At 48.8% G+C, this 26,006-nt stretch carries 27 protein-coding genes and 6 pseudogenes; 7 read left to right on the top strand and 26 right to left on the bottom strand.

Annotated elements, in window-relative coordinates:
• Positions 1-120 precede the first annotated feature (120 nt).
• Positions 121-965: pseudogene (locus JCM17471_RS11345) on the bottom strand (alpha/beta hydrolase).
• Positions 962-1,795: a hypothetical protein gene (locus tag JCM17471_RS11350; protein WP_054777966.1), complete on the bottom strand. Its 834-nt coding sequence runs from the start codon at positions 1,793-1,795 to the stop codon at positions 962-964. Before JCM17471_RS11350 ends, JCM17471_RS11345 begins: the two are co-directional and overlap by 4 nt.
• 141 nt (positions 1,796-1,936) lie before the next feature.
• Here JCM17471_RS11350 and JCM17471_RS11355 point away from each other — a divergent pair, with 141 nt between their 5' ends.
• Positions 1,937-2,761, top strand: coding sequence for an aldo/keto reductase (locus tag JCM17471_RS11355; RefSeq protein ID WP_054777967.1), 825 nt, complete (start codon positions 1,937-1,939; stop codon positions 2,759-2,761).
• Between the two features lie 402 nt (positions 2,762-3,163).
• Here the strand turns inward: JCM17471_RS11355 and JCM17471_RS11360 are convergent, their stop codons facing one another.
• Positions 3,164-3,679: an HdeD family acid-resistance protein gene (locus JCM17471_RS11360; RefSeq protein ID WP_054777968.1), complete on the bottom strand. Its 516-nt coding sequence runs from the start codon at positions 3,677-3,679 to the stop codon at positions 3,164-3,166.
• 172 nt (positions 3,680-3,851) lie between these two features.
• Here JCM17471_RS11360 and nrdI point away from each other — a divergent pair, with 172 nt between their 5' ends.
• Positions 3,852-4,313: a class Ib ribonucleoside-diphosphate reductase assembly flavoprotein NrdI gene (nrdI, locus tag JCM17471_RS11365; RefSeq protein WP_054777969.1), complete on the top strand. Its 462-nt coding sequence runs from the start codon at positions 3,852-3,854 to the stop codon at positions 4,311-4,313.
• On the opposite strand, the pseudogene JCM17471_RS11370 reads toward nrdI, so the two are convergent.
• A pseudogene (locus JCM17471_RS11370) lies at positions 4,285-5,193 on the bottom strand (alpha/beta hydrolase). The gene nrdI and the pseudogene JCM17471_RS11370 sit on opposite strands and share 29 nt — an antisense overlap.
• A gap of 138 nt (positions 5,194-5,331) precedes the next feature.
• Here JCM17471_RS11370 and JCM17471_RS11375 point away from each other — a divergent pair.
• Positions 5,332-5,783 (top strand): annotated as a pseudogene (locus JCM17471_RS11375) (MarR family winged helix-turn-helix transcriptional regulator).
• A gap of 242 nt (positions 5,784-6,025) precedes the next feature.
• On the opposite strand, the gene JCM17471_RS11380 reads toward JCM17471_RS11375, so the two are convergent.
• The 4 genes from JCM17471_RS11380 to JCM17471_RS11390 are packed head-to-tail and all read right to left on the bottom strand — an operon-like array spanning position 6,026 to position 9,609.
• Entirely contained in the window at positions 6,026-7,000 is a 975-nt protein-coding gene (locus tag JCM17471_RS11380) for a LacI family DNA-binding transcriptional regulator (protein ID WP_054777970.1), read from the bottom strand.
• Positions 6,906-7,286, bottom strand: a complete 381-nt coding sequence (locus JCM17471_RS14505) for a hypothetical protein (protein WP_162208390.1) — start codon at positions 7,284-7,286, stop codon at positions 6,906-6,908. The genes JCM17471_RS11380 and JCM17471_RS14505 overlap by 95 nt, the downstream gene beginning before the upstream one ends.
• Before the next feature lie 23 nt (positions 7,287-7,309).
• Positions 7,310-8,947 carry a cation:proton antiporter gene (locus JCM17471_RS11385; RefSeq protein ID WP_054777971.1) on the bottom strand — a complete coding sequence of 546 codons (1,638 nt, stop codon included), beginning with the start codon at positions 8,945-8,947 and terminating at the stop codon, positions 7,310-7,312.
• Positions 8,948-8,949: 2 nt separating this feature from the next.
• Positions 8,950-9,609: an HAD hydrolase-like protein gene (locus tag JCM17471_RS11390; RefSeq protein WP_054777972.1), complete on the bottom strand. Its 660-nt coding sequence runs from the start codon at positions 9,607-9,609 to the stop codon at positions 8,950-8,952.
• 183 nt (positions 9,610-9,792) lie between these two features.
• Between JCM17471_RS11390 and JCM17471_RS11395 the strand changes: the two are divergent.
• From JCM17471_RS11395 to JCM17471_RS11405, 3 genes and pseudogenes are all read left to right on the top strand, one after another.
• A pseudogene (locus JCM17471_RS11395) lies at positions 9,793-11,018 on the top strand (MFS transporter).
• Between the two features lie 340 nt (positions 11,019-11,358).
• On the top strand, positions 11,359-12,246 hold the full coding sequence (locus JCM17471_RS11400) for a TMEM175 family protein (protein ID WP_054777973.1): 888 nt from the start codon (positions 11,359-11,361) through the stop codon (positions 12,244-12,246).
• Positions 12,247-12,257: 11 nt separating this feature from the next.
• Positions 12,258-13,544, top strand: a complete 1,287-nt coding sequence (locus tag JCM17471_RS11405) for a TPM domain-containing protein (protein ID WP_054777974.1) — start codon at positions 12,258-12,260, stop codon at positions 13,542-13,544.
• A gap of 92 nt (positions 13,545-13,636) precedes the next feature.
• Here JCM17471_RS11405 and JCM17471_RS11410 read toward each other — a convergent pair whose 3' ends face one another.
• The 5 genes from JCM17471_RS11410 to JCM17471_RS11425 form a co-directional block, all read right to left on the bottom strand.
• A complete protein-coding gene (locus JCM17471_RS11410; protein WP_054777975.1) occupies positions 13,637-14,827 on the bottom strand; it encodes a hypothetical protein in 1,191 nt (396 codons plus the stop codon).
• A gap of 124 nt (positions 14,828-14,951) precedes the next feature.
• On the bottom strand, positions 14,952-15,221 hold the full coding sequence (locus JCM17471_RS11415) for a hypothetical protein (RefSeq protein ID WP_162208391.1): 270 nt from the start codon (positions 15,219-15,221) through the stop codon (positions 14,952-14,954).
• A gap of 58 nt (positions 15,222-15,279) precedes the next feature.
• On the bottom strand, positions 15,280-15,426 hold the full coding sequence (locus tag JCM17471_RS14220) for a hypothetical protein (protein WP_156321697.1): 147 nt from the start codon (positions 15,424-15,426) through the stop codon (positions 15,280-15,282).
• Positions 15,396-15,860: a hypothetical protein gene (locus tag JCM17471_RS11420; protein ID WP_054777977.1), complete on the bottom strand. Its 465-nt coding sequence runs from the start codon at positions 15,858-15,860 to the stop codon at positions 15,396-15,398. The genes JCM17471_RS14220 and JCM17471_RS11420 overlap by 31 nt, the downstream gene beginning before the upstream one ends.
• Positions 15,857-16,864 carry a WxLIP family cell surface protein gene (locus JCM17471_RS11425; RefSeq protein WP_054777978.1) on the bottom strand — a complete coding sequence of 336 codons (1,008 nt, stop codon included), beginning with the start codon at positions 16,862-16,864 and terminating at the stop codon, positions 15,857-15,859. The genes JCM17471_RS11420 and JCM17471_RS11425 overlap by 4 nt, the downstream gene beginning before the upstream one ends.
• Before the next feature lie 469 nt (positions 16,865-17,333).
• Between JCM17471_RS11425 and nagE the strand changes: the two are divergent.
• Positions 17,334-19,329 (top strand): annotated as a pseudogene (gene nagE, locus JCM17471_RS11430) (N-acetylglucosamine-specific PTS transporter subunit IIBC).
• 143 nt (positions 19,330-19,472) lie between these two features.
• Here the strand turns inward: nagE and JCM17471_RS15545 are convergent.
• The 13 genes and pseudogenes from JCM17471_RS15545 to JCM17471_RS11475 all read right to left on the bottom strand — a co-directional run bounded on the left by JCM17471_RS15545 (position 19,473) and on the right by JCM17471_RS11475 (position 25,944).
• Complete coding sequence (locus tag JCM17471_RS15545) at positions 19,473-19,778, bottom strand: hypothetical protein (RefSeq protein ID WP_225354284.1); 306 nt, start codon at positions 19,776-19,778, stop codon at positions 19,473-19,475.
• 11 nt (positions 19,779-19,789) lie between these two features.
• Complete coding sequence (locus JCM17471_RS11435) at positions 19,790-20,671, bottom strand: MFS transporter (RefSeq protein ID WP_225354285.1); 882 nt, start codon at positions 20,669-20,671, stop codon at positions 19,790-19,792.
• Between the two features lie 10 nt (positions 20,672-20,681).
• A complete protein-coding gene (locus tag JCM17471_RS15550) occupies positions 20,682-20,828 on the bottom strand; it encodes a hypothetical protein (protein WP_225354286.1) in 147 nt (48 codons plus the stop codon).
• Between the two features lie 165 nt (positions 20,829-20,993).
• Positions 20,994-22,137 (bottom strand): annotated as a pseudogene (locus tag JCM17471_RS11440) (cation:proton antiporter).
• 13 nt (positions 22,138-22,150) lie between these two features.
• Entirely contained in the window at positions 22,151-22,855 is a 705-nt protein-coding gene (locus tag JCM17471_RS16075; RefSeq protein ID WP_162208392.1) for an MFS transporter, read from the bottom strand.
• Complete coding sequence (locus JCM17471_RS16080) at positions 22,773-23,333, bottom strand: MFS transporter (RefSeq protein WP_082395321.1); 561 nt, start codon at positions 23,331-23,333, stop codon at positions 22,773-22,775. Before JCM17471_RS16080 ends, JCM17471_RS16075 begins: the two co-directional genes overlap by 83 nt.
• Before the next feature lie 160 nt (positions 23,334-23,493).
• The gene (locus JCM17471_RS16085; protein WP_263849496.1) at positions 23,494-23,625 is read right to left on the bottom strand and encodes a hypothetical protein; all 132 of its coding nucleotides are present in this window, start codon (positions 23,623-23,625) and stop codon (positions 23,494-23,496) included.
• Positions 23,622-23,966 (bottom strand): Asp23/Gls24 family envelope stress response protein, encoded by a 345-nt coding sequence (locus JCM17471_RS11450; RefSeq protein WP_225354287.1) that lies wholly within the window; start codon positions 23,964-23,966, stop codon positions 23,622-23,624. Before JCM17471_RS11450 ends, JCM17471_RS16085 begins: the two co-directional genes overlap by 4 nt.
• 32 nt (positions 23,967-23,998) lie before the next feature.
• Positions 23,999-24,394 carry an Asp23/Gls24 family envelope stress response protein gene (locus JCM17471_RS11455; RefSeq protein ID WP_054777979.1) on the bottom strand — a complete coding sequence of 132 codons (396 nt, stop codon included), beginning with the start codon at positions 24,392-24,394 and terminating at the stop codon, positions 23,999-24,001.
• Between the two features lie 4 nt (positions 24,395-24,398).
• Positions 24,399-24,593, bottom strand: a complete 195-nt coding sequence (locus JCM17471_RS11460; RefSeq protein WP_054777980.1) for a hypothetical protein — start codon at positions 24,591-24,593, stop codon at positions 24,399-24,401.
• A 12-nt stretch (positions 24,594-24,605) separates the two neighbouring features.
• Positions 24,606-25,142 (bottom strand): alkaline shock response membrane anchor protein AmaP, encoded by a 537-nt coding sequence (gene amaP, locus JCM17471_RS11465; protein WP_056992525.1) that lies wholly within the window; start codon positions 25,140-25,142, stop codon positions 24,606-24,608.
• Between the two features lie 23 nt (positions 25,143-25,165).
• Positions 25,166-25,429 carry a GlsB/YeaQ/YmgE family stress response membrane protein gene (locus JCM17471_RS11470; protein WP_054777982.1) on the bottom strand — a complete coding sequence of 88 codons (264 nt, stop codon included), beginning with the start codon at positions 25,427-25,429 and terminating at the stop codon, positions 25,166-25,168.
• Between the two features lie 242 nt (positions 25,430-25,671).
• Positions 25,672-25,944 carry a hypothetical protein gene (locus JCM17471_RS11475; protein ID WP_054777983.1) on the bottom strand — a complete coding sequence of 91 codons (273 nt, stop codon included), beginning with the start codon at positions 25,942-25,944 and terminating at the stop codon, positions 25,672-25,674.
• Positions 25,945-26,006 lie beyond the last annotated feature (62 nt).

Below are 26,006 nucleotides of genomic sequence, written 5' to 3' on the forward strand. Positions count from 1 at the left end.
TATATTTAGTCATTAAAATACCCCATAATTGTTAGACAAGCATGTCTAACAATTATGGGGCACTTCATGCCGCACTGCTATTTTTGTACTCTATTCTTCAAACAGCCTACATCATACGCCCTACCAAAGATAATCTACCATCGTCTTAGCTACCTTGGCATTGCCGTGTAGCGCACTGTGTTGGGCAGACTTGCCGTGGAATTCTTTTTCGGAATAAACGGCGTGACTCGCGCTGACCAAGTACTTCAGTGAACGAGAAGAATTGTTGGAAACACGGCCATCGCTATTGGTCCCATCGTCGAGGTTGCCGAAGATATTCAGCACACGCACATTTGTGGGAACTTGGCCCGCAAGCGTGCTAATTCCGCATAGGTATCATTCATGGGCGCTGGTTTACCCGCTGCATCGAGTTTGATGCGGTTAGGTTGATCATCGCGACCCAGAATCCCATCGTAGTGACCCGCCATCGCAATGTATGTTTTCAGCTCAGGCACATTCTTGTCATTACCATTGCGTACGGCATAAAACATAGTGCCAAGATTGCCCATTGAGTGCGCCACAATATTTAGCTCTTGTACCCCATAATCCTTCTTCAAGCCCTTCGCCACATTATCGACCCACTTGCCGTCAACGGTGTAGTCGGGATTCTTATTGTTGGTGAACAGGACTTGGACCAGTGGATGTTTGACCTTATGCGGATTGCCCTGCCAGGTCACCTTCCCATTCGGTGCGACAGTCGCCGTCAACACTTTGGTGCCACCGGCCTTTTCAGCTTGAGCAATGAGATAATCGGTTGAGCCCCGACCACCGCTATATCCGTGCAAGAAAATGGTGGCAGTTTTACCAATTGGCTTGGCGTCCGTCACCGTCTGCGTTTCGCTTTGATGCTGGCTATAAACCCACCAGCCACCACCAATTGCGACGATAACCACTGCAATGATAGCAATCCATGTTGACTTTTTCACTTGATTTCACGACCCTTTCGAGGTTTTAGCAGGTAACTGCTTCCCGCTAAGACTAACCCAATCACGATGACAGTGCCAGCGACACGCTTCCAAGTCGCAGAAGCGTGGACGGCGATATCAATCAGGAATAGTGAGCGCGCATCTGTCCCAGAGATCACGCGCTGAATGATGGGCTCGATGCCACCAAGCGATGCGAGAACCCCGCCGATGAAGCCAACAATATACGTTAGCCGCCCAGTAACTCGAAGCCAGCGCCACCAGCCATGTGTGGCAAGCGTCAGTAAACCGAGATCGATTACCGCCAGAATACCCGCGACAATACTCCCCGTTTGCGACATGAGCACCAGAAGTGGATAGGCGGTACCGATGCCGCCCTTCAAATAATCATCATTTTGCTTTTGAAGTTCCGTGTGGACAACTTGGCGCACACGCCGCTCCACCTGCTGCGTCAGGGGCTTGGTCTGACTCGCCTGAACCCGCTTCACAATGGCCGTTTCAGTCGGCGCTAGTGCGACTTGATTCCGACTCGCCATGCTGGCAGCCATCCCCGAATGAACGAATGCCTTGATATCCGTTTCGGTGATCAAGGTCGTTTTGGCAGGTACTGTGACCCCAGCCTGCTTAATTTTATTCTGTAATAACCGATTCTCCGCTGCCGTCACTGTCTTGATGTGCTTACTGGTAACAATCGTCTGTTCCACGCTACTGGGCCGGCCAATCGTCAGCGCCATACCCAACGAAATCGCGCCAATGGTCAGTAAGACACTGTAAAACAATCCCAAAACAATGATCCAGCCGCGACTGGTCACGCTTAATTTTTCACTTTGCAACAATCTCACATCCTTATGGCTCTATTATACAGGAATCCGCCGTGCATACAGTGCCACAAGACCAAATTCGGCAGCGTTCTTGTATCGCCGATGCCCATTGCAGTACACTCGAAGTAGTCACAATCATAGGAGGATTTGCATATGTCTTTTCAACTCAACGATGGTTTGATTGTCCCTGATATCGGGTTTGGTACTTACAAACTCAACGGTGCAACGGGCGTGAACACGATTACCAGCGCCTTGAACGTCGGTTATCGGTTGCTCGATTCTGCGTTCAATTATGAAAATGAAGGTGCGGTTGGCCGCGCTGTTCAACAGAGCGGCATTCCCCGCGAATCGATTTTGATCAGTTCCAAGTTGCCTGGTCGTCACCAAGAATACGATCAAGCGATTGCCACGATTCAGGAATCACTGTATCGCGCTCATCTCGATTACTTTGACCTCTATCTCATCCACTGGCCAAATCCACTGGAAAATCATTACGTGGAAGCCTGGCAAGCACTGATTGACGCCAAGCGCTTCGGCTTAGTGCGTTCGATTGGGGTCTCGAACTTCTTGCCAGAACACATCGATCGCCTCGAAAAGGAAACCGGCGTGCTACCAAGCATCAACCAAATCGAATTGCATCCTTATTTCAATCAAGAAAAACAGCGCCAATACGATACAGAACACGGAATTTTGACGCAAGCGTGGAGTCCACTGGGACGGGCCAGCGACATGTTAGGCGACAAAAAGCTGCAACAGCTCGCTGCCAATTATGACACCTCTGTTGTGCAGCTCATCTTGAAATGGGATAACCAACACGGCGTTATGCCGATTCCTAAAGCATCACGGGTCGACCGCCAACGCGCCAATCTCAATCTCGACTTCACCATCAGTGACGCCGACATGGCAGTTATCGATTCAATGAGCAAGCCAGATGGTCGAACTCATGATCAGGACCCAGCGAGTTACCAGGAATTTTAGCTAATTTTATATAAGTAAATCGGCTCGATTCCAAGTTTTATAAATATTTCTTTCCAAAGTTGCGCTATATTGTATAAAATTTTTGATACAATGAATTCATAAGTTCAGAGCATCACTTATGTTCTTTGCTTACACATTAACTTACACTCCAATAAAGTTCCCCCAAACTTTTCCACCAGTGATGGTGGTTTTTTTTGCTCAGAGCGCGAACCCACACGGTTTGGCTGTGAGCACTAACGGGACTAGCGCAACAATTGCGGGTTATGCAATTTGCACTAGTTGGGTTAGGCGGAGATTGTTGGGGATTGGAGCGCGTTTATCTTGCGCCAAGCCCTTCCAGTGCCACTGCACAAAAAAAGAACCTGAACCACAATCGATTCAAGTTCTCCAAGTACTGTTTTGTTAAAATGCCCGCGCGAGCAACAAGATCCCAAACAGGAACAAGTAGAACGCTAACAGGTAGACAGCAACTAATGTGCCCAAAACGGGTGTAAACAACATCACGACCCCAGCAATCAACCCAAGCACCGCCATGAAGGTGTTAAACCCTGAGTGCAGTGTCAGACCGGAGAGTTGCAATGCTGTGATGTTATCAAACAGGAACCAAAAGGCAAACAAGTAACCCAAGAAGATGAAGCTACCTTGCATGTTGCTAAAGACGATGATGGCCAGAATAATATCTAGAATCCCGGTGACCAAGCTGGACCAGTGAGTCCGGCCGCTAGCTCGGCGAATATCAAAGAACACACCCAATGTCACAATCCCGCTGATCAACATCAGTAAGGCGATAATCCAAACAATGCCCTTCACCGCTGAACCCGGATGCATCAATGTTCCGATACCACCTAAGATAAACAAAATCCCAATAATGAGTGATGGCCAGCGAAAATGCCGCCGTGGTGTTTCATAATCAATCATCTATTCATTCCTCCTTATCATCTCAATTATTCTAGCACGTTCAGAAATTTTCAAGAAAAGATAAGGCTTATGGCAACTGAATTCTGATTTTTAATTCACCCGATTGGTGCTTTTGCGCTACTAACCTGTGCGCGTCAATGATACAGTAGAGCATAGATTGGGAGGCTAAATCATGACAATTAACTTACTCTTTATTTCGATTTCTGGTAACACACGCGCCTTTGCGGAACACCTTCAGCGCTATGCGGCATCGCAACACGCCCTTGATGATGCTAACCCACTCATTGAACTCAAAGAAATCTCCGATGCCACAATCAGCACCGGAGAAACTGAACCTTATTTTGCGATGGTACCGACCTATCTCGATGGCGGCAATGGCATCGACAACGGGGTCAAGGAATTGATGACCCAGGCTCTCGGTGACTACATCGCAGAGGGTGATAATGCCTCCTTGTGCCGCGGCATTATCGGAAGTGGTAACCGCAACTTCAATGAGCAGTATTGCTTGACTGCCAAGCGTTACGCTGATGAATTCGGCGCACCGTTTATTGCGGATTACGAGTTACGTGGAACGGACGCGGATGCGACACGCATCTATCAGATTCTCAAAGATAACGCGCAAACCACTGTGTAACTTTTTGCTGGTAAGCTTTCGGGTGTGTCTTCAGGCTCGCCGCATGTTTAGCGCCTGGGACAACCCAGAGCGCTTTTTTCGCGTTGGTCGCGGCGTAATTCTGGTATACCATGCTGGTTGGTACGAAGGTATCCTTAGCACCGTGAATAAAGAAAATTGGCAGCTTATTTTTCTTCAGTTGGGGCTCGGTCTTCGCATCAAAGACGTTGTAGCCCGCTTTGATACTTGCGGTTAGCGCCACCGATGGAATCAATGGGTACTTGGGTAGATTAAACATCTGCTTGGCCTGATAAGTGAGCTCATCTTCAATACTGGTGTATCCACAGTCTTCAACGATTGCTTTGACTTGCGTGGGTAACTTCTCGCCACTCATATACATCACCGTCGCGCCACCCATCGATACGCCGAACAGGCCGATTTCACTCTTCTGCCCATTCTTGGCGATGACCTGCTTGACCCACTTGGTGTAATCCAAGCGGTCCGGCCACCCATAGCCGATATAGTTTCCCTGCGATTGCCCGTGCCCGCGATCGTCGGGCGCTAAGACATTGTAGCCGGCGCGATTAAAGAGTTGGATATAGCGTGCCATATCTTCCTTCTTACCCATGTAACCATGGGCGACAACAATGGTCTTGTTACTTGCTGGTTTCGCCGGTACATAGAGTGCTTTAAGCTTCAAATCACTATTTGCTGCCGTTTCTTGCCACGTCTGTGTGGGCTGCTGCTTCAACCATTTTGTGCGAGGACGACTTGTGGATCTTCCTTACTGTTCAAAAAAGATTTTTTCGGGCACAAAAGCATATTGATAAAAATACAGACTGGCGCCGATCAATCCGATCAAAAAACGCTCAAGACTGTGATGACGGTCACTTTGACCCATCGTGGTAGACGTTTCACGTGTTTCCCCTCCGTTTGGTTCATCTGATGAACGATTAATAAACAGTGTACGCTGATAGTTTTCTTTTGCAAGAATTTTATTCTTTGGTAAAATTTAGATTGTAATATACTGGAGGAGCTTATGACAAACGAACAATTGCTAATGGCGTTTATTGATACCTACTTTACAACGCTAAAAAATATTAATGATTTAATTTCAAAGCCAATGTCGGAATATCAATTATCGTTTGAACAATATCAAATCTTATATGATGTCGCGAATGCGGACAAAATCACGTTGATGGATATCGTCAACCGACGCGGTGTGACCAAACCAGCCATTGCGCGTCAAATTAAGATTTTGCGCAGTTATGGGTTCCTGCGCCAAGAAATCGACGAGAGTGATCGCCGGCGTCATTTCCTCTATCTCACCCCAACGGTAAGGAAGTCGAAAAGAAGCTCACTAAGAGCGCCGCGCAACAATTCTCATCCTGGGTACACGTACTGGGTAATGATAAGGCGGAACAATTGCTTGCCTTACTCAATGAAGTTGGTGATAAGATTATCAAGCCAACACCGAGCAATGTTAAGTGAGTTGGATCCAACGGGTACCAAAAAGAGTCTCAGTAGACACACACGATTAGTGTGCCTACTGAGACTCTTTTGGTTTGATGTTTGCGGGGCATAAACGCGCTCCAAGCACTTTAACGTGTTTGAACTCTAAACGCGCTCCAAAAAGCAAAACACTCCGGTTAGCTCAACTTTGCCAAATCCACAACCCGGATTTCGTCAAAGTTTTTGCTAATCCTCATGTTTTAACCGCTTTTTGTCGCGCTCTAAAAACTTTCTCTCTTCACCAATTTTGTCCCCAGCGTAATGCGCACAGGCGCCAAGTCGGGATCATTCAGCCGATCATCAATCAAGCGCACCGCCCACTGCCCCATCGCTTCGGTATCCACATGAATCGCCGTTAGCGCTGGATAGACATGCTTAGCAATCGCCGTATCATCAAAACTGATGACAGCAATTTGTCCCGGCACCTCAATCTGTGCTTCCTGCAATGCTCGCAACGCGCCGATCGCCATCGCATCGTTAGTGACAAACAACCCCGCTGGCAATTGTTGGCGCGCAATCAGCTGCTTCATCACTTGGTAGCCGCTATCAGGTGTGAAATCGCCTCGATAGATTGCTGGTTCAGGCAAGCCGGCACGCTTAACAGCATCGATGAAAGCTGGTACGCGCACATCAGGAAGTTGAACCTGCTCATCGCTGGTCTGTTCCTGGCCACTGAGAATTGCGAGCTGTTGCTTATTTGCACTCACAAACGCATCCACAACCTGTTGCACCGCGCCTTTAAAATCAGGAATGACGGCATCCATCTGCCAAGCATCCCCCAGCATATCCACCAACACGACATTTGGGGTTAAGGCCTTGAAGGATTCGCATTGGGCCGGACTGAATTTGCCAATCGCAATCAATCCCGCCACTTCTTGTTTGGGATCGATAGTCCCGGCAAAGGTGCGTACCAGCTCCAGATCTGCCGCTTGAGCCGCCTGTTCCACGGCCATTCGAATTGCGAGGTAATAAAGATCCGTTAACTCGCGATCTTCGGTGTACCACTGCACGAGTGCAATCCGCGCGCGCCGTTTGCTCTTCTTCGCAGGCTTGGTGTAATTCAATGCCTCTGCTGTGGCAAGAATCCGTGCTCTGGTCGCTTCAGTCACTGAGAGCGTCGGATCGTAATTCAGCACCCGTGATACGGTTGCGCTGCTCACACCCGCTTTTGCTGCAATATCTGCAATCGTCGCCAATGCGTCCCCCTCTTCCTTTTTGGATAAAACTAATTTGTTGCTGCATATAAACCATTTCATCATACGAAATCTGTTCACGCAAGGCATTCGCCACTTCAGTCGACAGCTGTTTAGCCCGTAATTGAGTATCCACATACTGATACTCGTATTGGAACGCCATCACGTACAAGCTATTTTCTTCCGCATTCAAATCGTCATTTGCCACGAATCGATTGTGCCGTTGTTGATAGAAGCTTGCGATAACGTTTGCTTCCGGTGTTCGTTCCTGCTGCTTCAGCCATCGCATCGCAGCCTCATAACCAATCTGTTCTAGTTGTACAATAAGATCTCTTTTTTTACAATTTCTTGCCGATTCTCATCCGTCATCTGTTCCCGTGTCCGGCGTATGCGTCGCCGCAGTGGCACACTGAATACCTGCCAAATAATGTTTTGGAACCAGCGCCGAACGACACCGCGCTGATTGAGCTGCATATTGGCGTTCAGATAACGCTGGTACCCACTGGCCGCGTACGATGGCAATTTGCCAGCCGCAACCTGATCACTAATCGCTTGAATTTCGACGTCCTGCGCCTGTGCCATCAACTGCCGAGTCAGTGTTCGATTGGCACGCATCCGATCACCGGTTTGCTCGCGCAGGGTCGAGACAACTCGCTGTCGAGCCACGCTCTCGCCACCTTGGTGCATCATCCAACTCGCCGTCTCTTCCAGCATGTTCTTGCGCGCAGTCGAAAAATCCGGTCCAATCATCGTTGGCGCTGGTGGAAGTAAGGATGGTGCAACAAGGGTTGGCACAACCAGACTAAACAGGACCACAAGCGCCGCAATGAGCACGACTTGTTGTCGGAAAACCAGGGTTGCCGGCAATGATAGCGCTAAGGCCATCGTTACCGTCCCGTGACTACCGAATAGTGTGAGCAAGCTGCTGGCCCGACTGCGTGTCATCTGTAGCGGCAGCGTCAGTGTGAAGCGAATGAACAACCATCGCACAGCCAACATCAAGAGATAGAGCACAAAGGCAATCCCGATGTAGGCCGGCCAGTCCTTTGAATCACGGAAGGCCAAGGGCAAACTGAGCCCCAATAGCACAAACACAACCCCGTTCAACAAATCCGTCACGACTTGCCACACGGTATTGGTAACAACTATCATCCGCGTCGCCATCATCTGTAGATGATCGCGTTCCAGCCCGTGAATCAATCCGGTTGCGACGACCGCGAGAATCCCCGAAACATCAAACGCTTCGGCAATCAGATAGACAACAAACGGCGTCATGAGATGAATAGGCACCATTACGCCACTATGATCAATGCCGCGTTGCTGTAACCAAATTCTGATCCAAACGATGAGGTACCCGCCAATCACCCCGACCAAAATTCCACCGAGGAAAGTGATGAAAAACGTCTCGACGCCTTGTTGAATGGCCACCTTACCTGATGCAATGACTGCCAGGCCAAAGTTCAAAATCACAATCCCAGTCGCATCATTAAAAAGCGACTCACCTTCCAGCAACTGCATCAGTCGTTCAGGAATAGTCAGATTGGCCGTCAGCCCAGAAACCGCGGTCGCATCGGTTGGTGACAGAATGGCGGCGAGAATGAATACACTCCAAAAGCTATATTCCGGCTTAATCCATGAGACCAATCCGGAAACGCCAATCACCGTAATCACCACCAACACTACCGCGAGCATCAGCACATTGACCAGGTTTCGACTCAATGCTCGTCGTGAGGTATTTTGGCCCTCATTAAACATCAGCGGCGCAACAACCGCCATCATAAATAGATTCGAATCAAACTGTTGCAGTGCCAATCGTGGCACGAGAATACCCACGATTAAGCCCAATGCAATTTCAATTAGGGGTAGCGGCATGCGGGACATAAAGCCCTGCATAACTTGAGCGACAATGATTAAGCCAACGATTGCTAGACCATACAGTAAGATTTCCATGATTAATTCGCCATCACCTTAGTAATACCGGTCAACAATTCATTGGGCCGATCAATAATATAGTTGGCATCCGCCGCCTGTAATTCACCACGATCGCCAAAGCCGTACAGGACACCGAGCGTTTTGACACCATTGTTCTTACCGCCCAACATGTCGGTATCGCGATCACCAATCATCAGGCTCTCTGCTGGTACTGCCTTGGTTTCATTCAATGCATAAGCTAGCACTTCCGTCTTCGTGCTCCGAACGCGTTCATCCATCGTGGCACCGAACTCACCATCAAAATAGTCCCCCAGATCAAAGTGCTTCACAATCTGGTTGATCATCTGTTCGGGCTTTGCAGAGGCGATGTTGACGCGATAACCTTGATTACGGATGTCGGTCAGCGCCTGCTTGATGCCAGGGTACAGATCAAGCTGATAAATACCTTCTTTCAGGTAGTAATCTTGATACGTATTAATTGCCTGGGTAATGGTCGCCTCGTCAATTTCTGGATAGTAGCGTTTCAAGCTGCTGGTCAGTGCCGGGCCAATGAATGTCCGATACTCAGCATCTGTCAGTGGCCGCAAGCCCATCTGCTTCACAAAGTACTTGATTGAATTGACGATTCCCACTTCAGAATCAGCAATTGTGCCATCAAAGTCAAAAAATAATTGTTCCATTATAGATCCCACTTTCAGTAAATTTACTCAGCTACTATCATACCTGATTTTCAGGCAAACGCCACCGACTGAGGTTGGATGTTCACTTAATTTGGCAAAATCACGTCTCGCGAGGGCCCAGATATGCATTTGTGCACAGATTGCGTATGCTGGAGATAATCGCAATATTCAGGAGGAATCATCATGCAATCAGCTTGGCGCGGGAATGCCGCCCGCTATCTCATCAGTCAAAATTTATTCGTCTTCGGTTCATCAACGGTCACCTTTGCAATTCTGTGGTACCTCGCGCTCAAAACCGCATCTGGCGCATGGATGACCTATGCCTCACTCGCAGGCACACTGCCAGCAATTTTAATTTCACTCTTTGCTGGGGTATGGGCTGATCGGTGCTCTCGCAAATGGCTCGTGATCGGCGCGAGTGCCATTGTTACCGTCCTCACGCTGGTACTCGCGGTTGTCTTTTTAACCGTCGACCACAGTCTGTGGGTACTGCTTGCCATCTCAGCCGTCCGCTCTTTCGGTAACGGTGTCGAGATGCCAGCCGCAAATGCGCTGTTGCCCGAAATCGTCCCCAAGGAACAGCTCACACGCATGAACGGCCTCAACCAATTGTGATGTCACTGATGCTCTTGATGTCACCCCTGTTGGCTGGTTGGATCTTGGGTGACGCTGGGATCTTCTGGATCTTCATTGTGGATGCGACCACGGCCTTGCTCGCTATTTTGGCCCTACTGCGGCTCGATCCACCAAAACGCAAGCGTGCGCCGGTCACCGATTCCAACTGGCAAGAACTCAAATCTGGCTTAACCGCCGTCGTTCACAACCATACGTTAGCCGTGTTCATGGCCTTTGTTGCCTTGGCTTATATCCTGATTACACCATCCTCCCAGCTCTCAACACTCTACGTTAAGCGCACATTTGGCAGCGGTGTGTGGGCATTGACCTTCAATGAACTCGCATGGACGGTCGGTGCAAGTCTTGGCGGCCTTTATATCGTCATGAATAAGCAGTTAAAAGCACCACTCAATACCATGGTTATTGGCTTCTTTGGCAGTGGGATTGCCTTTTTCGCCATGGGATTAGTCGAACCATTCTGGATCTACTTGTTCTTCATGTTTGTGTCCGGAATTTTCTACCCCATCATGCAAGCTGCACAAACCATCTACTTGCAAGAAACGGTCAGTCCTGAATTGATGGGCCGGACTTTCTCACTGTGGCAGATTCTCTCGACCGGGATTTATCCGATTGCCATGTTGGGCTACGGACCACTGGCGGATGTGATTCCAATCGGCCCAATCTTTGTCGTCACGGGTCTCGCACTGGCAGTGGCCGCTACAATTTTTACTGGCAACACAGACGCAGCGCAACAAACGCTGATTAGAGTGCGAAACCACACGGGCTGGCTGTGAGCACTAATGGAGACTAGTGATAATAGCGGTCTTTGCTAATTATCGCTAGTCTCATTAGGCGGAACAGACAGTGTGGTTGAGCACGTTTATGTTGTGACAAGCGCCGTTTAGCAATCGAGCACTAACTGACTTTGAGCGATATGGCACGCTTGCCATGAGCGAAAAGTAAGTTAGGCGGAGATTGTTGGCGCTTGGAACACGTTTAGAGTGCGAAACCACACGGGCTGGCTGTGAGCACTAATAAAGACAAATTGCGGCTTCAGACTTAGTGTTCGTCGCATTTTTATGGCGTATACTGACTGTGAAAGTACCATCAATCAACTTGTTGGAGCGACACATCATGATTTCTAATGCACTTAAAATTCGGCTCGACACATTTGTCGATGCCATCATCGCGATTATCATCACCATCATGGCGCTGGAATTGCCTGCCGCCAGTTGGAGCGACCATGAACACATTCTCAGCTTCTTTCTCGCTGTTGCTGTGTATGCGGTGAGTTTTTGTTTCGTGGCTAACATCTGGTATCAACAGGCCACCCTTTTTAGCACCGTCGACGTAATTCCACGGCGCGTCGTCCTACTCGAATTCCTGCTGACCTTCTTACTCTCGCTGGTACCGCCTTTGACGCGTTTAATGTCTGGTGATGTCGAGAACCTCAGCGTGATGCTCTATGGTGCCTTGTATCTGCTCATTACGCTGGTATTCCGCTACATCACCGAAACAGTTGTCCATCAACAGACCGACGATAAGGAACGTATGCACCAGATTTATACCAGCGTTTATGGCCAACACAATATGGAAAATAGTTTCCTGCTCGCGGCACTGATTATTTTGGCTTTCTTCCTGCCATGGGTGGCTTACGTGCTCTACATCATTATTCCCATCCGCTCATTTCTGACCATCGACGACGATCAGCGCGAACTTACTGCTATTGGCGATATGGAAGCTGCCGGTCAGAAAACCTATCTCCAAATGAATCACAAGCAACAGGAACGATTCCGGCATTTGGTCGGCCACTATGTTCGCGACACACGCCGAGCTCAAAATGACACAGCTAAAAAGGCCGCATGGAATACTTTTACTCAGGCGGTTCAAACACAGGTCGGCATTGATCCCGAACAGTTATCCAAGTGGTTCCAACCCAATTCGCGTAACGCCTATCATCAAGACATTAATCAGTACCGGAATTCACGGCGACCAAAGAAAACTCACGATACTACGGATTAAAGGAGGCAGCGATGAAAAAGTTTGGGTTAGCGCTTCTAACGTTACTACTGATTGGCATTGGCCTGTCACGACCACAAGTGACGCACGCTGCCCAAAACAAGTGGGTGGCTGATCACGCCAATGTCTTATCAAAAAAGACGATGGATCAGATTTACCACCTGAGTGAAACGAACTTCGCAAAGCTCCCGGGTCACCCGCGCTTAGCTGTTGAAACCTATCAGCACATTCCTAACGATGACGATATCGATGACTACAAGGCTGAACGCTTCGCACAACTCAAAATCGGTGAGCGGAACTGGGATAATGGGATGTACTTTGTCATTGCAGTCGCTGATCGCAAATACGGTCTGGAAGTCGGCTATGGGCTTGAAGCCGCCGTGCCAGATGGGGCATCAAGCGAGATTGTGACCGAAAATGTCCAAGATCTGTTGAAAGCCAATCGCTACGATGCCGCCGTCAGTCGTATTGTGACGAACATCCAAACCACCCTGACGAAAAACAAATCGGCCATTCTGACGCCTGCTGGTATCGCTCAAAAACGTGAGCAATCACGCTTTCGAGGCTTTCTCATTAAACTCGCTGCCGGTATCGCCATCGCTTTAGCAGCGTTGACCGTCATTTTCTATCGGCTACGCAAAGCGTGGTATCGCCGACAACTCAAGACAAACTCACGCGTAAAAGCTGCCATGCCACTGCTCTATAGCTTACCTGTCGCCGAACAAGAGCGCTTCATCAAACACTTCAAGCTCAAGGGCAAAGGCAACACCATCACACGGTTACAAACTAGTTTTGCGACCTACATCAAAACTCACTTTGGTGACTTGGTCATGCGAGTTGCCCCCGCAACAGCCTATCCACGCTATGTCTACGGCAGTGTGACACTCCCACTCGCTACTCAAGCCATCACCGCAACACCCAGCCTGGATGACCTGGTCGCGCAAACCGCACCGTTAGCAAGCGCCAAATTTGTTCCTTACATTTACTATCAAGCGGCCTTTGAACAATGGGTGCGCGATTTCGTCGTTAGCCCAGCCGATCAGCAACGCGTTTGGCGCGAATTCATCAGCCACGTGCAGCCAGAAGACGCGGACACACTCACACCAGAAAACCAAATCAAGACCTTCCGGGCCATTCAACACGCCGATAGCGGCAAAGGCAACACCGACTTCAATAGCCTGCCAATTTGGGTTGCCAGCAACTACAGTAGTACCAGCAGTAATAGTGGCAATAACTTCGGCAGTGGTGGTGGTTATTCCGGTGGTTCCAGTGGCGGTGGCGGTTTCTCAGGCGGCTGGTAACATCATCAAAAAGCGTTGTGATCACGCCCCAATGGGAGTGTTTCACAACGCTTTTTGTCCACGATTTTTAATTGCTGTTCATACCGTGAGTATTAGGATTCGACTGACAGAATTAACAAGCGATCCATATACTTTGGCCGGTGGAACATACTGCCGGTTTCTCGATATTGGCGCGCACCGCTTTCAAAAACCATCGCGATTTGGCTGGCATCTGTGCTCATACCGACTTCTTCAACTGAGTTTGGTACATTGATGACCGTTGCACCAGCCTCAGGTTTGGTGAATTTCAAGTTCGACCAATTGCCACCTTCAGGGATCCGCAACAGAATCTTACCGGGCTTTTCACCATTCGATTGACTGAGCAGTGTTAAGCCATTAGGGGTAACAGCGACCCCTTGCAACCGAGGATAGCCTGGTGCATACGAATTGATCATCTTTTTATCAATCATTGCCTTTAGTGCGGCGTTCAATGGATCTTCCCTTAACTGCGCTTGCGGAACCTTTTGAATCAAGGTCAACATCTGTTCCACCGTGACCGGCTTTGGCAATCCGCTCTTATCAAGTGGGACGGCGACAATTGAGTGTTGACTGGCTTTTTGACCATATTTCACGACAATCAATTGATTATCATAAAGCGTAATGGCGGATGTCCGGGTACCGAGTTCCCAAGGGATGCGCTTGGATGCAATCGGCTGTTTGCTTTCACTCGCTTGATACGCATCGATGACTGGCTTGTCAACATAAGCAAATCCGGCACCGGCCCCCTTACCCGTATCATCGGACCACATGAGGCGTTGACGCTTCTGATCATAGGTAATGCCACCCACATGTGCTTTGGAATTCAGGATTAACGTCTTCAGGTACTTCCCGGTTTTGCGGTCAATCTGCGTAATAATCGAGTTCAACTTGTGGCGGCCGTCATACATACTGATGTAGTAATGGGTCTTCGACTGTGTGACACCTTGAGGCACCCAGTCATTGCCAAAAGCGACCTTCTTCGTCTTGTAATTAATCGACCAAGCACCACGCAAGCCTGGAATCACAACCATCTTGTGGGCTTCAACCAAGCTGCTGGCTGCCTTACTCGATTGTTTAATCTGTGCGACTTGCTTCTTAGCTGCAGCATCGGATTGAAGTGGCCGCGGATCGGCTTCCCACTTCTTGACGTCCTTTGCGGTATCCACAATCGATGAATAAGTGTGTTGATCCGTCATCCACCACGCCCCCATGCCGACTACCGCAATGCCGAGCACAACAAGCGCTGCTATCCCACTTTTCTTCATAATTAAAACTCCCATCGTTCTTTTGTTTCATTCCAGCATAACGCATTGCGCATCGAAATTTAACTGATTACACTTGGCACCAAAAAGGCCGCGCAACTTGTCGCGGCCCTCTAATTGCATCGTGTCACACTCGCTTGCGTTTCAGTACCAGACCCGTCAGCCATGTGACAACGAGTAATTCAATCCCAATCAGGATTAACCAGACGAGCTTAAAGTTACCTAACCGTGGAAAATGGTCATACAAGCTACCATCGCGACCCACATATTGACCATTACCCGTTTGGTAGCCGCCTTGGTCACCGATTGCGGCGATTTCATCGCGATTTGCGCCGGGCGTATGGTCATCCACAATCCGAAAATGGCCTGTAGAGTCTTCCGTGTGTGCGGCAGTCACCGTTTGGCCTCCCGCAAAGCACATCCAGACAAGTCCAAGCAACATCATTATTTTGTCATCATACGGGCACATGCTCCCCTCCTACGACTTCAGACGCCGGCGTATCATGCAAGGTCCAGTGGATAATTGCCCGATAGTCACCCGGTGCGATTTCGGCCCGCTGCATCGGGATAATCACGTGGTTACTGTGATCACGGGGATCCATGATGAACACACCGCCACCACTTGAACCAGCAGGATATTCCATGTCCCACACCATATGTGGCGTTTCATCCAGTGGAATCGACGTGGAACCATCGGCAAAGTGAACCACACATTCCACATTTTCCATTGGTGACCCGTCGCCACATTGGTGAATGAGACCAGCTGGGCATCCACATGCCAGCCACTCACCACGCCTTGGCGATTGTCCTGTACCACGAGGTCACCTTCTGAGCCGCCGGGTTTAGCGTCGGCTTTGACTGGAATTGGATCGAGCACCCGCGATAACAGGGCATCATTGAATTCCAGATTCGGTACTTCAAGTATTTTTAAGCTCTGATCTGTTGTCAGTTCGATATCTCCCAAAGTCGATGTGGCTTGCACCGCATTGGGTGCGACACCAATCAATGCAACCAACATTGCGATCAGTTGTTTCACTTCTTACCACCGCCCCTTCGTCCGAGATAAAAGGCGAGTCCAACTGCGACGAGTAATAGCACAACCCCAGCTGTAATGTAGGCCCATGTCCAATCGGTAGGTGCAACACCGCTTGCCTTCTCATTCAGTCGCTTGGCTTGATCATCTGTAATCGTCAGCTTTTTATTCAACGTCCAGCTCTCTTTGCCTGAGGTGGCGACAATTTTGACCACGTACTCCCCCGCCTGATAGGCCTTGTTTTTCATATCGATGGTGAAATCGAAATTTGAATGCGGCGCCATCGCCAGATTTTCTTTGGTGGTTTGATAAGTGGGTTTATCTTCGTTCACCTTAGTCGCGGTCGCCTTCACCTTCATTTTGCCAAACAGGACAGGTGCAACATTCCGGATATTCGCCTTGATTGCCGTGCGCTGATTATGTAACGCTGCTCTCACGGCTCCCAACTTCAACTCCGGCAATAACATGTCCGTCTTCTCACGCAATCGCGCGCCGATTACCATCGCAAAATTATTCTGAATCGAGATGCCGCTCTCTTGCTTCTCGTCGTCTTTTGCCTTAGGTGTGACATAGAAGCCACCCAGGACTGTGCCTGAGAAGCTCGTCGTCGGTGGCGTCATCGTGAACGTTAACGTCTTTTGTTCCTGCTCACCTAATGTGACAGTTTGCTTGTCAGACATCATCTGCGAGAACTTGACCTTCGCCGTGCTATCCAGCGGAGCCTTGTCCTTGCTGTACTCGATGACCCCATTGCTGTTCGTGAACGCATCGTGAGGTGAAACCACCAGGGTGATCGGTTCATCCGCCAGATTACGCACGTCAACGGCCAATTGTTGCGGTTGCCCCGGTGTGACCTTGATGTCAAAATAACTCGCAGTCTTATCGATCTGCGTCTCGGGTATGTGTGCCTTGACCGTGAAACCTGCCCCGGCAGCATGAACTTGAGTCGTGCCGCCAATCATCAGGCTCATCATCAAGCCAAGTAACCACCAGTACCATCGCTTCACAGCCATTCCTCCTTAGAAGTTGTTAGGGGAGATTAAAGATTTGTTTCATGATGCTTTCTTTTTACCTTCTTTAAGCATAACAAAAGAAAACGTTATAGTAATCATAACAATATTTATATAACTGAAGATATATATAAAGTTGATACTACGGTGCTTACATTTTAACTTTCATGTTATTCGCTGCTGATTACCCCTGGATAGAATTTTTAGTTGCGCAAATTTCGATATTGGCATAGTCCCAAATCAGTCATCTTACAGCGCTTTCAAAATCACTTTTTCATTAATTTAGATACCGATTTCATTAACTTTCACGTATTGCTCATCGCCTATAACGACGCAGATTATCTTGACTATGTCGTTCTTTAATCCGGCAGATTAATTGGCCCATACCGATGTAAACATACTTGTAAGCTGGTCCATTAAATGATTCAATATTGTTTGTTAAAAATATTCACGAGGAGCAATTATTATGAAGAGTTATTTACAACGTATGGGACGCTCACTGCAGCTTCCTGTTGCTGTGTTACCAGCTGCTGCTCTGCTGGTAGGGATTGGGAACTATTGGGCGTCATTCAGTAACGATGTCGTGGCCCGTTTTCTGCAAGCAGGCGGATTGGCGATTCTCAACAACCTGCCATTATTGTTCGCCGTCGGACTGGCCTTTGGAATGTCCAAGAATCAAGACGGCGCCGCTGCCCTTTCCGGGTTAGTCGCTTTTGAAGTGGTCTCCCAGGTCCTCAAGCCTGAATCCGTGTCAACTTTACTAGGTATCAAGCTAACCGCCGTTGATCCCGCGTTTGCTCAGAGTGGTAACGTGCTGATTGGGATCATCTCTGGACTGATTGCCGCCGCGATGTATAATCGCTTCTATGAAACCAAATTACCAATGGCGCTCTCCTTCTTCAGTGGGAAGCGTTTGGTACCGATTGTCACATCATTTGTGATGATGGCTGTCGCAGTCCTGATGCTCTTCATCTGGCCACCTGTCTTTGAAGGCATTGTGACCTTCGCTAAGTTCATCTTAGGCCTGGGTGCTTTCGGTGCCGGCCTGTTCGGTTTCTTCAACCGTCTGTTGATTCCAACTGGCTTACACCAAGCCTTGAATTCAGTATTCTGGTTTGATGTTGCCGGCATCAATGATATCGGTAAGTTCTTGTCCCACACAGGGATTAAGGGTGTGACCGGGATGTACCAAGCCGGCTTCTTCCCAATCATGATGTTTGGCTTACCTGCTGGCGCTCTCGCCATCTATAAGAATGCACGGCCTGAAAATAAAAAGTCACCGGTTCTCTGATGTTGGCTGCCGCCTTTGCCTCCTTCTTCACCGGTGTGACTGAACCACTCGAATTCTCATTTATGTTCGTCGCATGGCCTTTGTACGTGTTGCATGCCGTCTCACTGGCCTCTCATTGGCCTTTGCCGCATTCATGCACTGGACCGCTGGCTTTGCCTTCAGTGCCGGGCTTGTTGACTTCTTACTCAGTCTGCGCAATCCAATTGCCAATCACCCCCTGATGCTCGTGCTTCAAGGTCTCGTGATGGCTGCTATCTATTACTTCGGCTTTGATTTTGCCATCAAGAAGTTCAACCTGATGACACCGGGACGTGAAGAACTCGTCGAAGAAGCAGAAGAGGCCTCTGTTGAAGCGGATGCTGCCGACGACAAGTATATGAAGCAAGCCAAGAAGATTTTTGCTGCCATTGGTGGTAGTGATAACATCAATGTCGTTGATAACTGCACGACACGTCTGCGTTTGCAATTGAAGGACACGAATAAAATCAATCAGAACGCGATTAACTTCCGGTGCTGCCGGGATGAATGTGTTGGATGACACCAACCTTCAAATCGTGATTGGGACTGAAGTGCAATTCGTTGCCGACAGTCTACGCCACTTATTTGAAACTAAAGCACCCGTTAATAACAACGCTGCAGCGTCTTCTGAAGCAAAAGCTGCCACACCTGCGCCTGCACCAGATGCCTTACCTGACGATGTGACATCCGGTGCACAGATGCCTTTTACACCGTGGCTAATGGTAACTTCATCGATATCGAAAGTGTCGATGATCCTACCTTTGCCCAAAAGATGTTAGGTGACGGCTATGCAGTTATTCCTAGCGACAACAATATCGTCTCGCCTGTCGATGGGACGATTATGACCGTCTTCCCTACTAAGCACGCCATTGGTATCAAGTCGACTGACGGCCTCGAAGTGCTGGTTCACATGGGAATTGATACCGTTGAGCTCGATGGCAAGCCATTCACGGTTGCTGTTAAGGAAGGTGACACCGTGAAGCATGGTGACCCACTTGCCACAGCTGACCTCGAACAAATCACGGCAGCTGGCAAGAAGACTGCGATGATGGTCATCATTACTAACATGCCTGTTGTCAGCTACATGAAGTTCAGCCAGACCGATCGTAAGGTCACTGCGAACGAATTGGCGGTTAAAGCAACGATTAAATAGAGCGTGACCACCCCCGGTCAGCAATCGAGCACTAACGAGACTCACGAAATAATCGTGGTTTTACCTTTTGGAACACATTTCAAATCTGACCACACAAAAAGCGACACACCTCACTCGAGATGTGTCGCTTTTTCATCACTCAATTACTTGGCATCATGTAGCACTGTTTGACCACGCAAGTTCCACGTAATCCCAAATAGGATTGTGGCCAGCACACTCGCGCCCAAAATCAGTTGAAAACCAAAGTTCCAGCCAAATGCATCCACAGCGGCCCCAATCATCGCGTTAGCCGAGAAGGAACCAAAGAAGTAGCCGAAGAGACCGGTTAAGCCGGCTGCCGTCCCAGCGGCTTTCTTAGGCACTAAGTCCAATGCCTGCAGGCCAATCAACATCACTGGCCCGTAAATCCAGAAACCAATCATGATTAACGAGAAGTTGATGACACCCATGTTAGTCGCGTTCATATAAATGAAAACAAAACGGTCACAACTAACATGAAGAAGAAGCCGGCCGGGCCACGACGACCCTTGAAGATTTTGTCGGACATCCATCCGGCAAACAGTGTCCCAGGAATTCCCGCCATTTCGTACCAGAAATAGGCCCAACTGGAGGCGCCCAGATTGATGTGCTTCACTTCTGTGAGGTATGTCGGTGCCCAGTTTTCGACACCGTAGCGAACCAAATAGACAAAGATGTTGGCCACCGCAATCACCCAGATCCACTTATTGTTCAGCACATACTTGAACAGAATCTCTTTAGTGGTCATTTCTTTTTCAAACAGGTGGTGATCCTCATTCGGATAATCCTGACGGTATTCCTCAATCGGTGGTAACCCAACAGATTCTGGTGTGTCACGAATTGTGAGGTACGCGAAGACGGCGACCACTAAACCAATAATAGCGGGTAGAATGAAAGCACCATGATAGGAGCTGATGCCAAACAACTGCGTGCTCGCCAGAATCGCAATCCCAGCAGTGGCGAGTGGTGCCATGAAGCCACCACCCACATTGTGCGCAACGTTCCAGATTGCGGTTTTACCGCCCCGCTCGTTAATTGAGTACCAGTGAACCAAGACGCGGCCAGATGGTGGCCACCCCATGCCCTGGAACCAGCCCAACACAAACAGCACAATGAACATAATCGTCACGCTTCCGGTCAGCGCTGGAATGAACCCCATTGCCAAATTGACCAGCGCGGCCATCGTCAGGCCCAGTGGCAAGAACAGACGCGCATTACTCTGATCAGAGACAATGCCCATGACGAACTTACTGATTCCGTATGCTAATGACACGGCAGACAAAGCGAACCCCAATTCCGCCTTGCTAAACCCCGCCTTAATCACGCGGGCATCGCTAGCGAAAAGTTATTCCGCAGCAAATAATACCCAGCGTACCCAACAAAATACCCAAGAAAACCTGCAACCGCAGTCGCTTATAGGTGGCATCTACCTTCTCAGTTGGCACCTTCTTCTTAGCGACTGGTGGTGTGAATAATGACATCGTGCTCACCTCCAAAGTGAATTGCTTACAATATGATTTTGCAAGCGCTTTATAACACGATTATAATAGCATATTCGTTTCATTATTACTATACTTTCGAATCTTACCATTAAAAAAAGCTGTGACATTGCTGCCGCAGCTTTTTGATCATTCAGTTCACTTAATCTAAACCCGTTTCAACGCATCCTTCAGCATGAAGGGCGCAATCAGTGTTGTCAGGATAATCACGACAATCACGGCGGAATAGTATTCCTTGCCCAGCAGTTGGGCTTCAAACCCAATCTGCGCCACGATTAACGCCATTTCACCACGCGACACCATACCAGCACCGATGACGTTACTCTCGGGCCACGTGCTACCGGTCCAACGCGCACCCAGACCACCGCCGACCCATTTGGTCAACAGTGCAATCACAGTGAGAATCAGGATGAAGCCGATATCTTTCCATAAACCGTCGAAACGCATGTTGAGGCCAATGCTGACAAAGAAGACGGGAATGAACACCGCATAGCCAATCGCCTCAACATTTTTGATCGACCTCGTGCCGATACTGGGTTTGCCCAACCGCAACACCCGCGAAAAAGGCACCGATAACTGCACTCAGGCCAATCAGATCAGCGACATAGGCCATGCCCAAGCACAGTAATAGCGACATGATGGTCACAGCGATGCTCGGATACATTTTCTCAGCCAGGCGCATCAGATATGGCGCGGCCCATTTGACCACCGCATAGATGGCGACAAAGTATAGCGCCTGCTCAACCATGGTCAGCCACAGTGGTGCGCCGCCTTTCTCACTGGTGCCCAACACGCTGACCGTCACACTCAAAATCAACACGGTCAGGATGTCATCGACCACCGCTGCGCCCAAAATGGTCGCGCCGCTTTTGCCGTCCAACGCGTTCAATTCTTTGAGCACCTCAACCGAAATCGAAACGGATGTGGCCGCAAAGGTGATTCCCAGAAATAGGCTGCTGGTGCTGGAGAAGCCCCACAGCAGGCCGAAGCCGAGGACAGCGGCAATCGGTAGAATCACCCCAATGACGGCCACCAGCACGCCTGGCTTAAAGTATTTGCGCAAGAGATTGAGATCACTCTCAAGTCCCGCAATAAACATCAAAATAATGACCCCGATCTCGGAGAATTCGCTCATTGTGTGCGTCAGTTGTACCCAGTTGAGTAACGCGGGGCCAATCAAGATGCCGGCCAGTAACTGGCCGATGACGGCGGGCATGCCGAGTTTGCGGCTGAAGTGCCCCATCACCAGTGTTGTGACCAGAATTAATGCTAAGCTTCCTAAAAAGTTCATTTGTAGCCTCCCTTTATGCGGTTTGTTTATTCATCGTCCATAGCAGATAAGCAGCGAGTTCAGCGGCAATAATGAGACTTGCCATGGGCAGTGGGCTCGTGGTGCCAAAAGCGCCGACCAATGGTGACATGATGCCCCCAATGGCGTTCATCCCCAAGCCGAGCAGCGCGGATGCACTACCGGCTTGTTGCCCGCTCTGCTGCATACCGAGACTTGTCGCCGTGGTGTTGACCATCCCGACCATGCCAACCACGATCCACAGTCCCACGACCATGATCCAGAAGTTGTTCAATGTCAGGGCATTAGCCAACAAGACACCACCTGCGAGCGTGCCGATCGTAATCGCAACACTCAAAAGTTGTTTTTCCGTATATTTTCCAATCAGATTCCCAGTCAGCTTGGTAATTAGCACAATGCCCAGGCCATTGACCGCGTAGAAAATACTGAACACGCCCGCACTCAGACCGTAGTACTGCTGATAAACGAACGTGGAACCGGAGATATAACTAAAGAGCGCACCATACACCAATCCTTGCGTCAAAACATACGTCATGAAGGATTTAGTTTTGACCAATTCCCCCATCCCGCGAAATGCGTGACCGATTGCTTGCGTGCGTTGATCAACCATCAGTGTTTCAGGCAAAATCGTCAGCGCCAACACAATCAGAATGGCCCCAATGGCGGCGAGTAAGTAGAATATCCCATTCCAGTCCGTCAACGTGAGAATCCCGCTTCCTAAAACCGGGGGAAATAATTGGAAAAATCCCGTTGATGGCCATCAACACGGATAGATAACGCGTCAGTTCATGACCACTGAATAAGTCTCGTGCAATCGAGCGCGACAGCACCTGGCCAGCGGATCCACCGATACCTTGTATCAGTCGCAGCAAGAGAATCACCCAGATATTATTCGACAGCGCGATGCCCAGAGAGGCGAGCGTAAAGAGCACGAGCCCGCTGATCAAGGGCCATTTGCGGCCGTAATGATCAGAGAGCGGGCCGATAATCAGTTGCCCGCCAGCAAGCCCCAACAGGCTCATCGTGATGGTCATCTGAATCAAGGTGGCACTCGCGTTGACATCGTGTTGAATCACCGGCAGTGCGGGCAAGTAGAGGTCCATCGACAATGGGCCAAATGCCGATAGGGTACCAAGCAACCCCAGCATCAAGAAGCGATGTTTAACAGCTGGCTTCATATTAACCCTCACTTTCCGTTACAACAGCATCAGTTCTAGTCCTATTTGGAAACACAAAAAGCGGGCAATGGAATCAACCTTTCGTAAAGAAGTCTCATCCCATTGTCCCGCATATTTAGCGATTGCGCAATTCATTCCCGCAGGAAGACTCGCGAATCAATTAATTTGGCTGATTTTGAGTTTGATTCTGAGTGGCTTTGTTTTTATTGTCTTCTTCTTGCTTGGCAATTTCTTCATTCGTCAACATGTCCTTCACGGTCATCTTGATTTCAGTGACTTCAAGGCCAGTCATTTCTTGAACGTTATCACAGATCGCTGATGATACTTGTTCAAAGATTTTGGTGCTTGAACGCCATACTTCATCGTTGCATCGAGTTCAACCTTCACGTACTTGTTGTCCTTGATATCAACAGAGACACCCTTCTTAGGATTCTCATCCTTACGGAACATATCTGTCACGTCTGAGAAAACATTGCCTTCCAGACTAACGACGCCATCAATATCAGCACTTGTCTTGCCGACAATCTTTTGAACAACACCGTCGTCGAAGATCAATTCTTGGTCAACATCGATAGGTTCATTTTGCTTGTTTGGCATTTGCTTTGGGTCCATTGGTTTTGTCTTTGTATCCATAAAGTTATTACCTCCTAGGTAAGTTTGCCTGATTAAGTATTTGCCTTCTGCCATTCACGGCGAGTCATGATGTCGGTCACATTGAGATTCAATGCGATCAACTGGAGACCCGTCATCCGTTCAATAGCATTCGATACGCGTTGTTGCAGTGTTGTAAAGACTTCGCGTGCATCGACATCGTAGGCAAGGATGCCCGTCACATCGACGCTCACTTGTTCTTCACCCACATCAACCTTGATGCCCTTTGAAACACGTTCATCGCGGCCAAATGTTTCGGAAATACTGTCAACAACATTGCCATCCATCCCCAATAAGCCATCGACATCTTGGGCACAGAGACTCACAATTTTTTGAATGACGTAATCATCAAATGTGAGTCGACTATTCGTTTTTAAGAGTTCTTGTGTATCGTTCACTGCTGCTTGCATGGCGTCATCTCCCTCGATTAATTTGTCGCTTCCCGTCTCGGAGCCAATTCATGACATTTTCTCGATTAGGTTGCCACCAGCGTTCAACCACCATACCGATGATTGCTGCCACAATAATCCAGAAAATACCCCAGAAGCCCCACTGTAAACATGCCGCGGCGAGGATAGCGCCAATCACCGCACCTTTTGTTCCGCTCATAGCCTACCTCCTTTACACAACATGTGTCACACCAGTTTCCTGAGCGGCGTGAACATGCACAGTCGCGTGTTTCACCGGTACGCCCAAGACTTCAGCTAACTTATCTTTCGCGGTTTGTTCAATCCGCTTGCCTTCTTCTGCTAATTCAGTCTGTTTGAGACTATGCGCATCGACCTTAACCTTCGTCGCAGAACGACGCTGATAGAGATCAACATCCACAACCACATTCTTGACTGGGTGGCGTGAGGAGATGGTCTTGCTGACCATATTCTCAATCGCACGTTTGGAAATCACAACATCACCTTGATTGCTCGACAGTGTCAGGTCTTGCACACTGCTGCGTCTCAGCAAGGCAACCAGTAAGATAACCACAAATGTGACTAACACCACAGCAGAAGCAACCAACAAACTCATCCGCATTTCGGACCAATAAGTGATGAGCCAGCGATTAATCGGTTCGACCGGCCAGAGCATCGCCCCCACTAACAGTGCTTGCAGGATCCCAATGACGGCCACGATGCCAAGAATCAATTTCGTTATCGGTCTCATTCTTGTCCTCCTTGGCTAGTTGCCTAGCTGCGGCGTGATTTGTTCATGGATCCCATAATTAATGAGACAACGAAGACAACAATAATCGCCCCTAAGATGGCGGGAATAATTGCCATACCAGCGACTACTGGTCCCCAACTGCTGAACAACGTCGAGCCCAGCCACGAACCAACCAGTCCTGCAATAATGTTACCAATCCAACCAAACGGCATATCCCGGCCAACAATCATCTGACCGATGACACCGATGACGGCACCAATAATTAATACCCAAATTGCATGAAACATATACTCATTCCCCCTTTATTTTTAGGCATTTCTTTCTGCCTTATACTTAGCATAAATGATTGAATGTCGCGGATGCAATAAAAAGGCTCAACAATATTTTATTGATTTTTAAATATGATTAATCCATCATTAATGGGTTATAGAAAGCGCTGTTATTGCAGCTAACAAAAAACTGCGATAGACCGTTGTTAGGCTTATCACAGTTTTTCAGTTCTTATTTTAATGACAACTGATTCTACTATCTACATTGGATAGTACAAACGTTGCACGCGATGATCTGGATCGGTCGCATATTCGAACTTCAGACTCGCTTTGTCGCCCATGATGGCCAACTTATCCGCCTGTGTCAAAGGCTCACCTTGTGCGGCCTTCCACGATTCATATGCTGGAATACTCATGCCGCTGCAACTGTTATTCAACATATGTTCTCGGAAACTAGCGGCGGCATCCAGTCGAGGTCGATATAAACGCGTGTTACCTAACGGCATTGCTGAAAAATCGTGTGCTTGTTGCATGATTGTTCCCCCAATTCATTCGTTGATTTAACTAGATTTTATCCCTTTGAGATGAGGGCCGT

It is taken from the genome of Lacticaseibacillus saniviri JCM 17471 = DSM 24301 (genome assembly GCF_001311785.1).
Taxonomy (GTDB): Bacteria; Bacillota; Bacilli; order Lactobacillales; family Lactobacillaceae; genus Lacticaseibacillus; species Lacticaseibacillus saniviri.

What these genes read in the sequence shown, in the direction of transcription:
- JCM17471_RS11355 (WP_054777967.1), top strand. Translation starts at nt 1,937, where the DNA reads ATGTCTTTTCAACTCAACGATGGTTTGATTGTCCCTGATATCGGGTTT.
- JCM17471_RS11360 (WP_054777968.1), bottom strand. Translation starts at nt 3,679, where the DNA reads ATGATTGATTATGAAACACCACGGCGGCATTTTCGCTGGCCATCACTC.
- nrdI (WP_054777969.1), top strand. Translation starts at nt 3,852, where the DNA reads ATGACAATTAACTTACTCTTTATTTCGATTTCTGGTAACACACGCGCC.
- JCM17471_RS14505 (WP_162208390.1), bottom strand. Translation starts at nt 7,286, where the DNA reads ATGCGATGGCTGAAGCAGCAGGAACGAACACCGGAAGCAAACGTTATC.
- JCM17471_RS11385 (WP_054777971.1), bottom strand. Translation starts at nt 8,947, where the DNA reads ATGGAAATCTTACTGTATGGTCTAGCAATCGTTGGCTTAATCATTGTC.
- JCM17471_RS11390 (WP_054777972.1), bottom strand. Translation starts at nt 9,609, where the DNA reads ATGGAACAATTATTTTTTGACTTTGATGGCACAATTGCTGATTCTGAA.
- JCM17471_RS11400 (WP_054777973.1), top strand. Translation starts at nt 11,359, where the DNA reads ATGATTTCTAATGCACTTAAAATTCGGCTCGACACATTTGTCGATGCC.
- JCM17471_RS11405 (WP_054777974.1), top strand. Translation starts at nt 12,258, where the DNA reads ATGAAAAAGTTTGGGTTAGCGCTTCTAACGTTACTACTGATTGGCATT.
- JCM17471_RS11410 (WP_054777975.1), bottom strand. Translation starts at nt 14,827, where the DNA reads ATGAAGAAAAGTGGGATAGCAGCGCTTGTTGTGCTCGGCATTGCGGTA.
- JCM17471_RS14220 (WP_156321697.1), bottom strand. Translation starts at nt 15,426, where the DNA reads ATGGATCCCCGTGATCACAGTAACCACGTGATTATCCCGATGCAGCGG.
- JCM17471_RS15545 (WP_225354284.1), bottom strand. Translation starts at nt 19,778, where the DNA reads ATGGGTGTCATCAACTTCTCGTTAATCATGATTGGTTTCTGGATTTAC.
- JCM17471_RS15550 (WP_225354286.1), bottom strand. Translation starts at nt 20,828, where the DNA reads ATGTCATTATTCACACCACCAGTCGCTAAGAAGAAGGTGCCAACTGAG.
- JCM17471_RS16080 (WP_082395321.1), bottom strand. Translation starts at nt 23,333, where the DNA reads ATGAAGCCAGCTGTTAAACATCGCTTCTTGATGCTGGGGTTGCTTGGT.
- JCM17471_RS16085 (WP_263849496.1), bottom strand. Translation starts at nt 23,625, where the DNA reads ATGACTGGCCTTGAAGTCACTGAAATCAAGATGACCGTGAAGGACATG.
- JCM17471_RS11450 (WP_225354287.1), bottom strand. Translation starts at nt 23,966, where the DNA reads ATGGATACAAAGACAAAACCAATGGACCCAAAGCAAATGCCAAACAAG.
- JCM17471_RS11455 (WP_054777979.1), bottom strand. Translation starts at nt 24,394, where the DNA reads ATGCAAGCAGCAGTGAACGATACACAAGAACTCTTAAAAACGAATAGT.
- JCM17471_RS11460 (WP_054777980.1), bottom strand. Translation starts at nt 24,593, where the DNA reads ATGAGCGGAACAAAAGGTGCGGTGATTGGCGCTATCCTCGCCGCGGCA.
- amaP (WP_056992525.1), bottom strand. Translation starts at nt 25,142, where the DNA reads ATGAGACCGATAACGAAATTGATTCTTGGCATCGTGGCCGTCATTGGG.
- JCM17471_RS11470 (WP_054777982.1), bottom strand. Translation starts at nt 25,429, where the DNA reads ATGTTTCATGCAATTTGGGTATTAATTATTGGTGCCGTCATCGGTGTC.
- JCM17471_RS11475 (WP_054777983.1), bottom strand. Translation starts at nt 25,944, where the DNA reads ATGCAACAAGCACACGATTTTTCAGCAATGCCGTTAGGTAACACGCGT.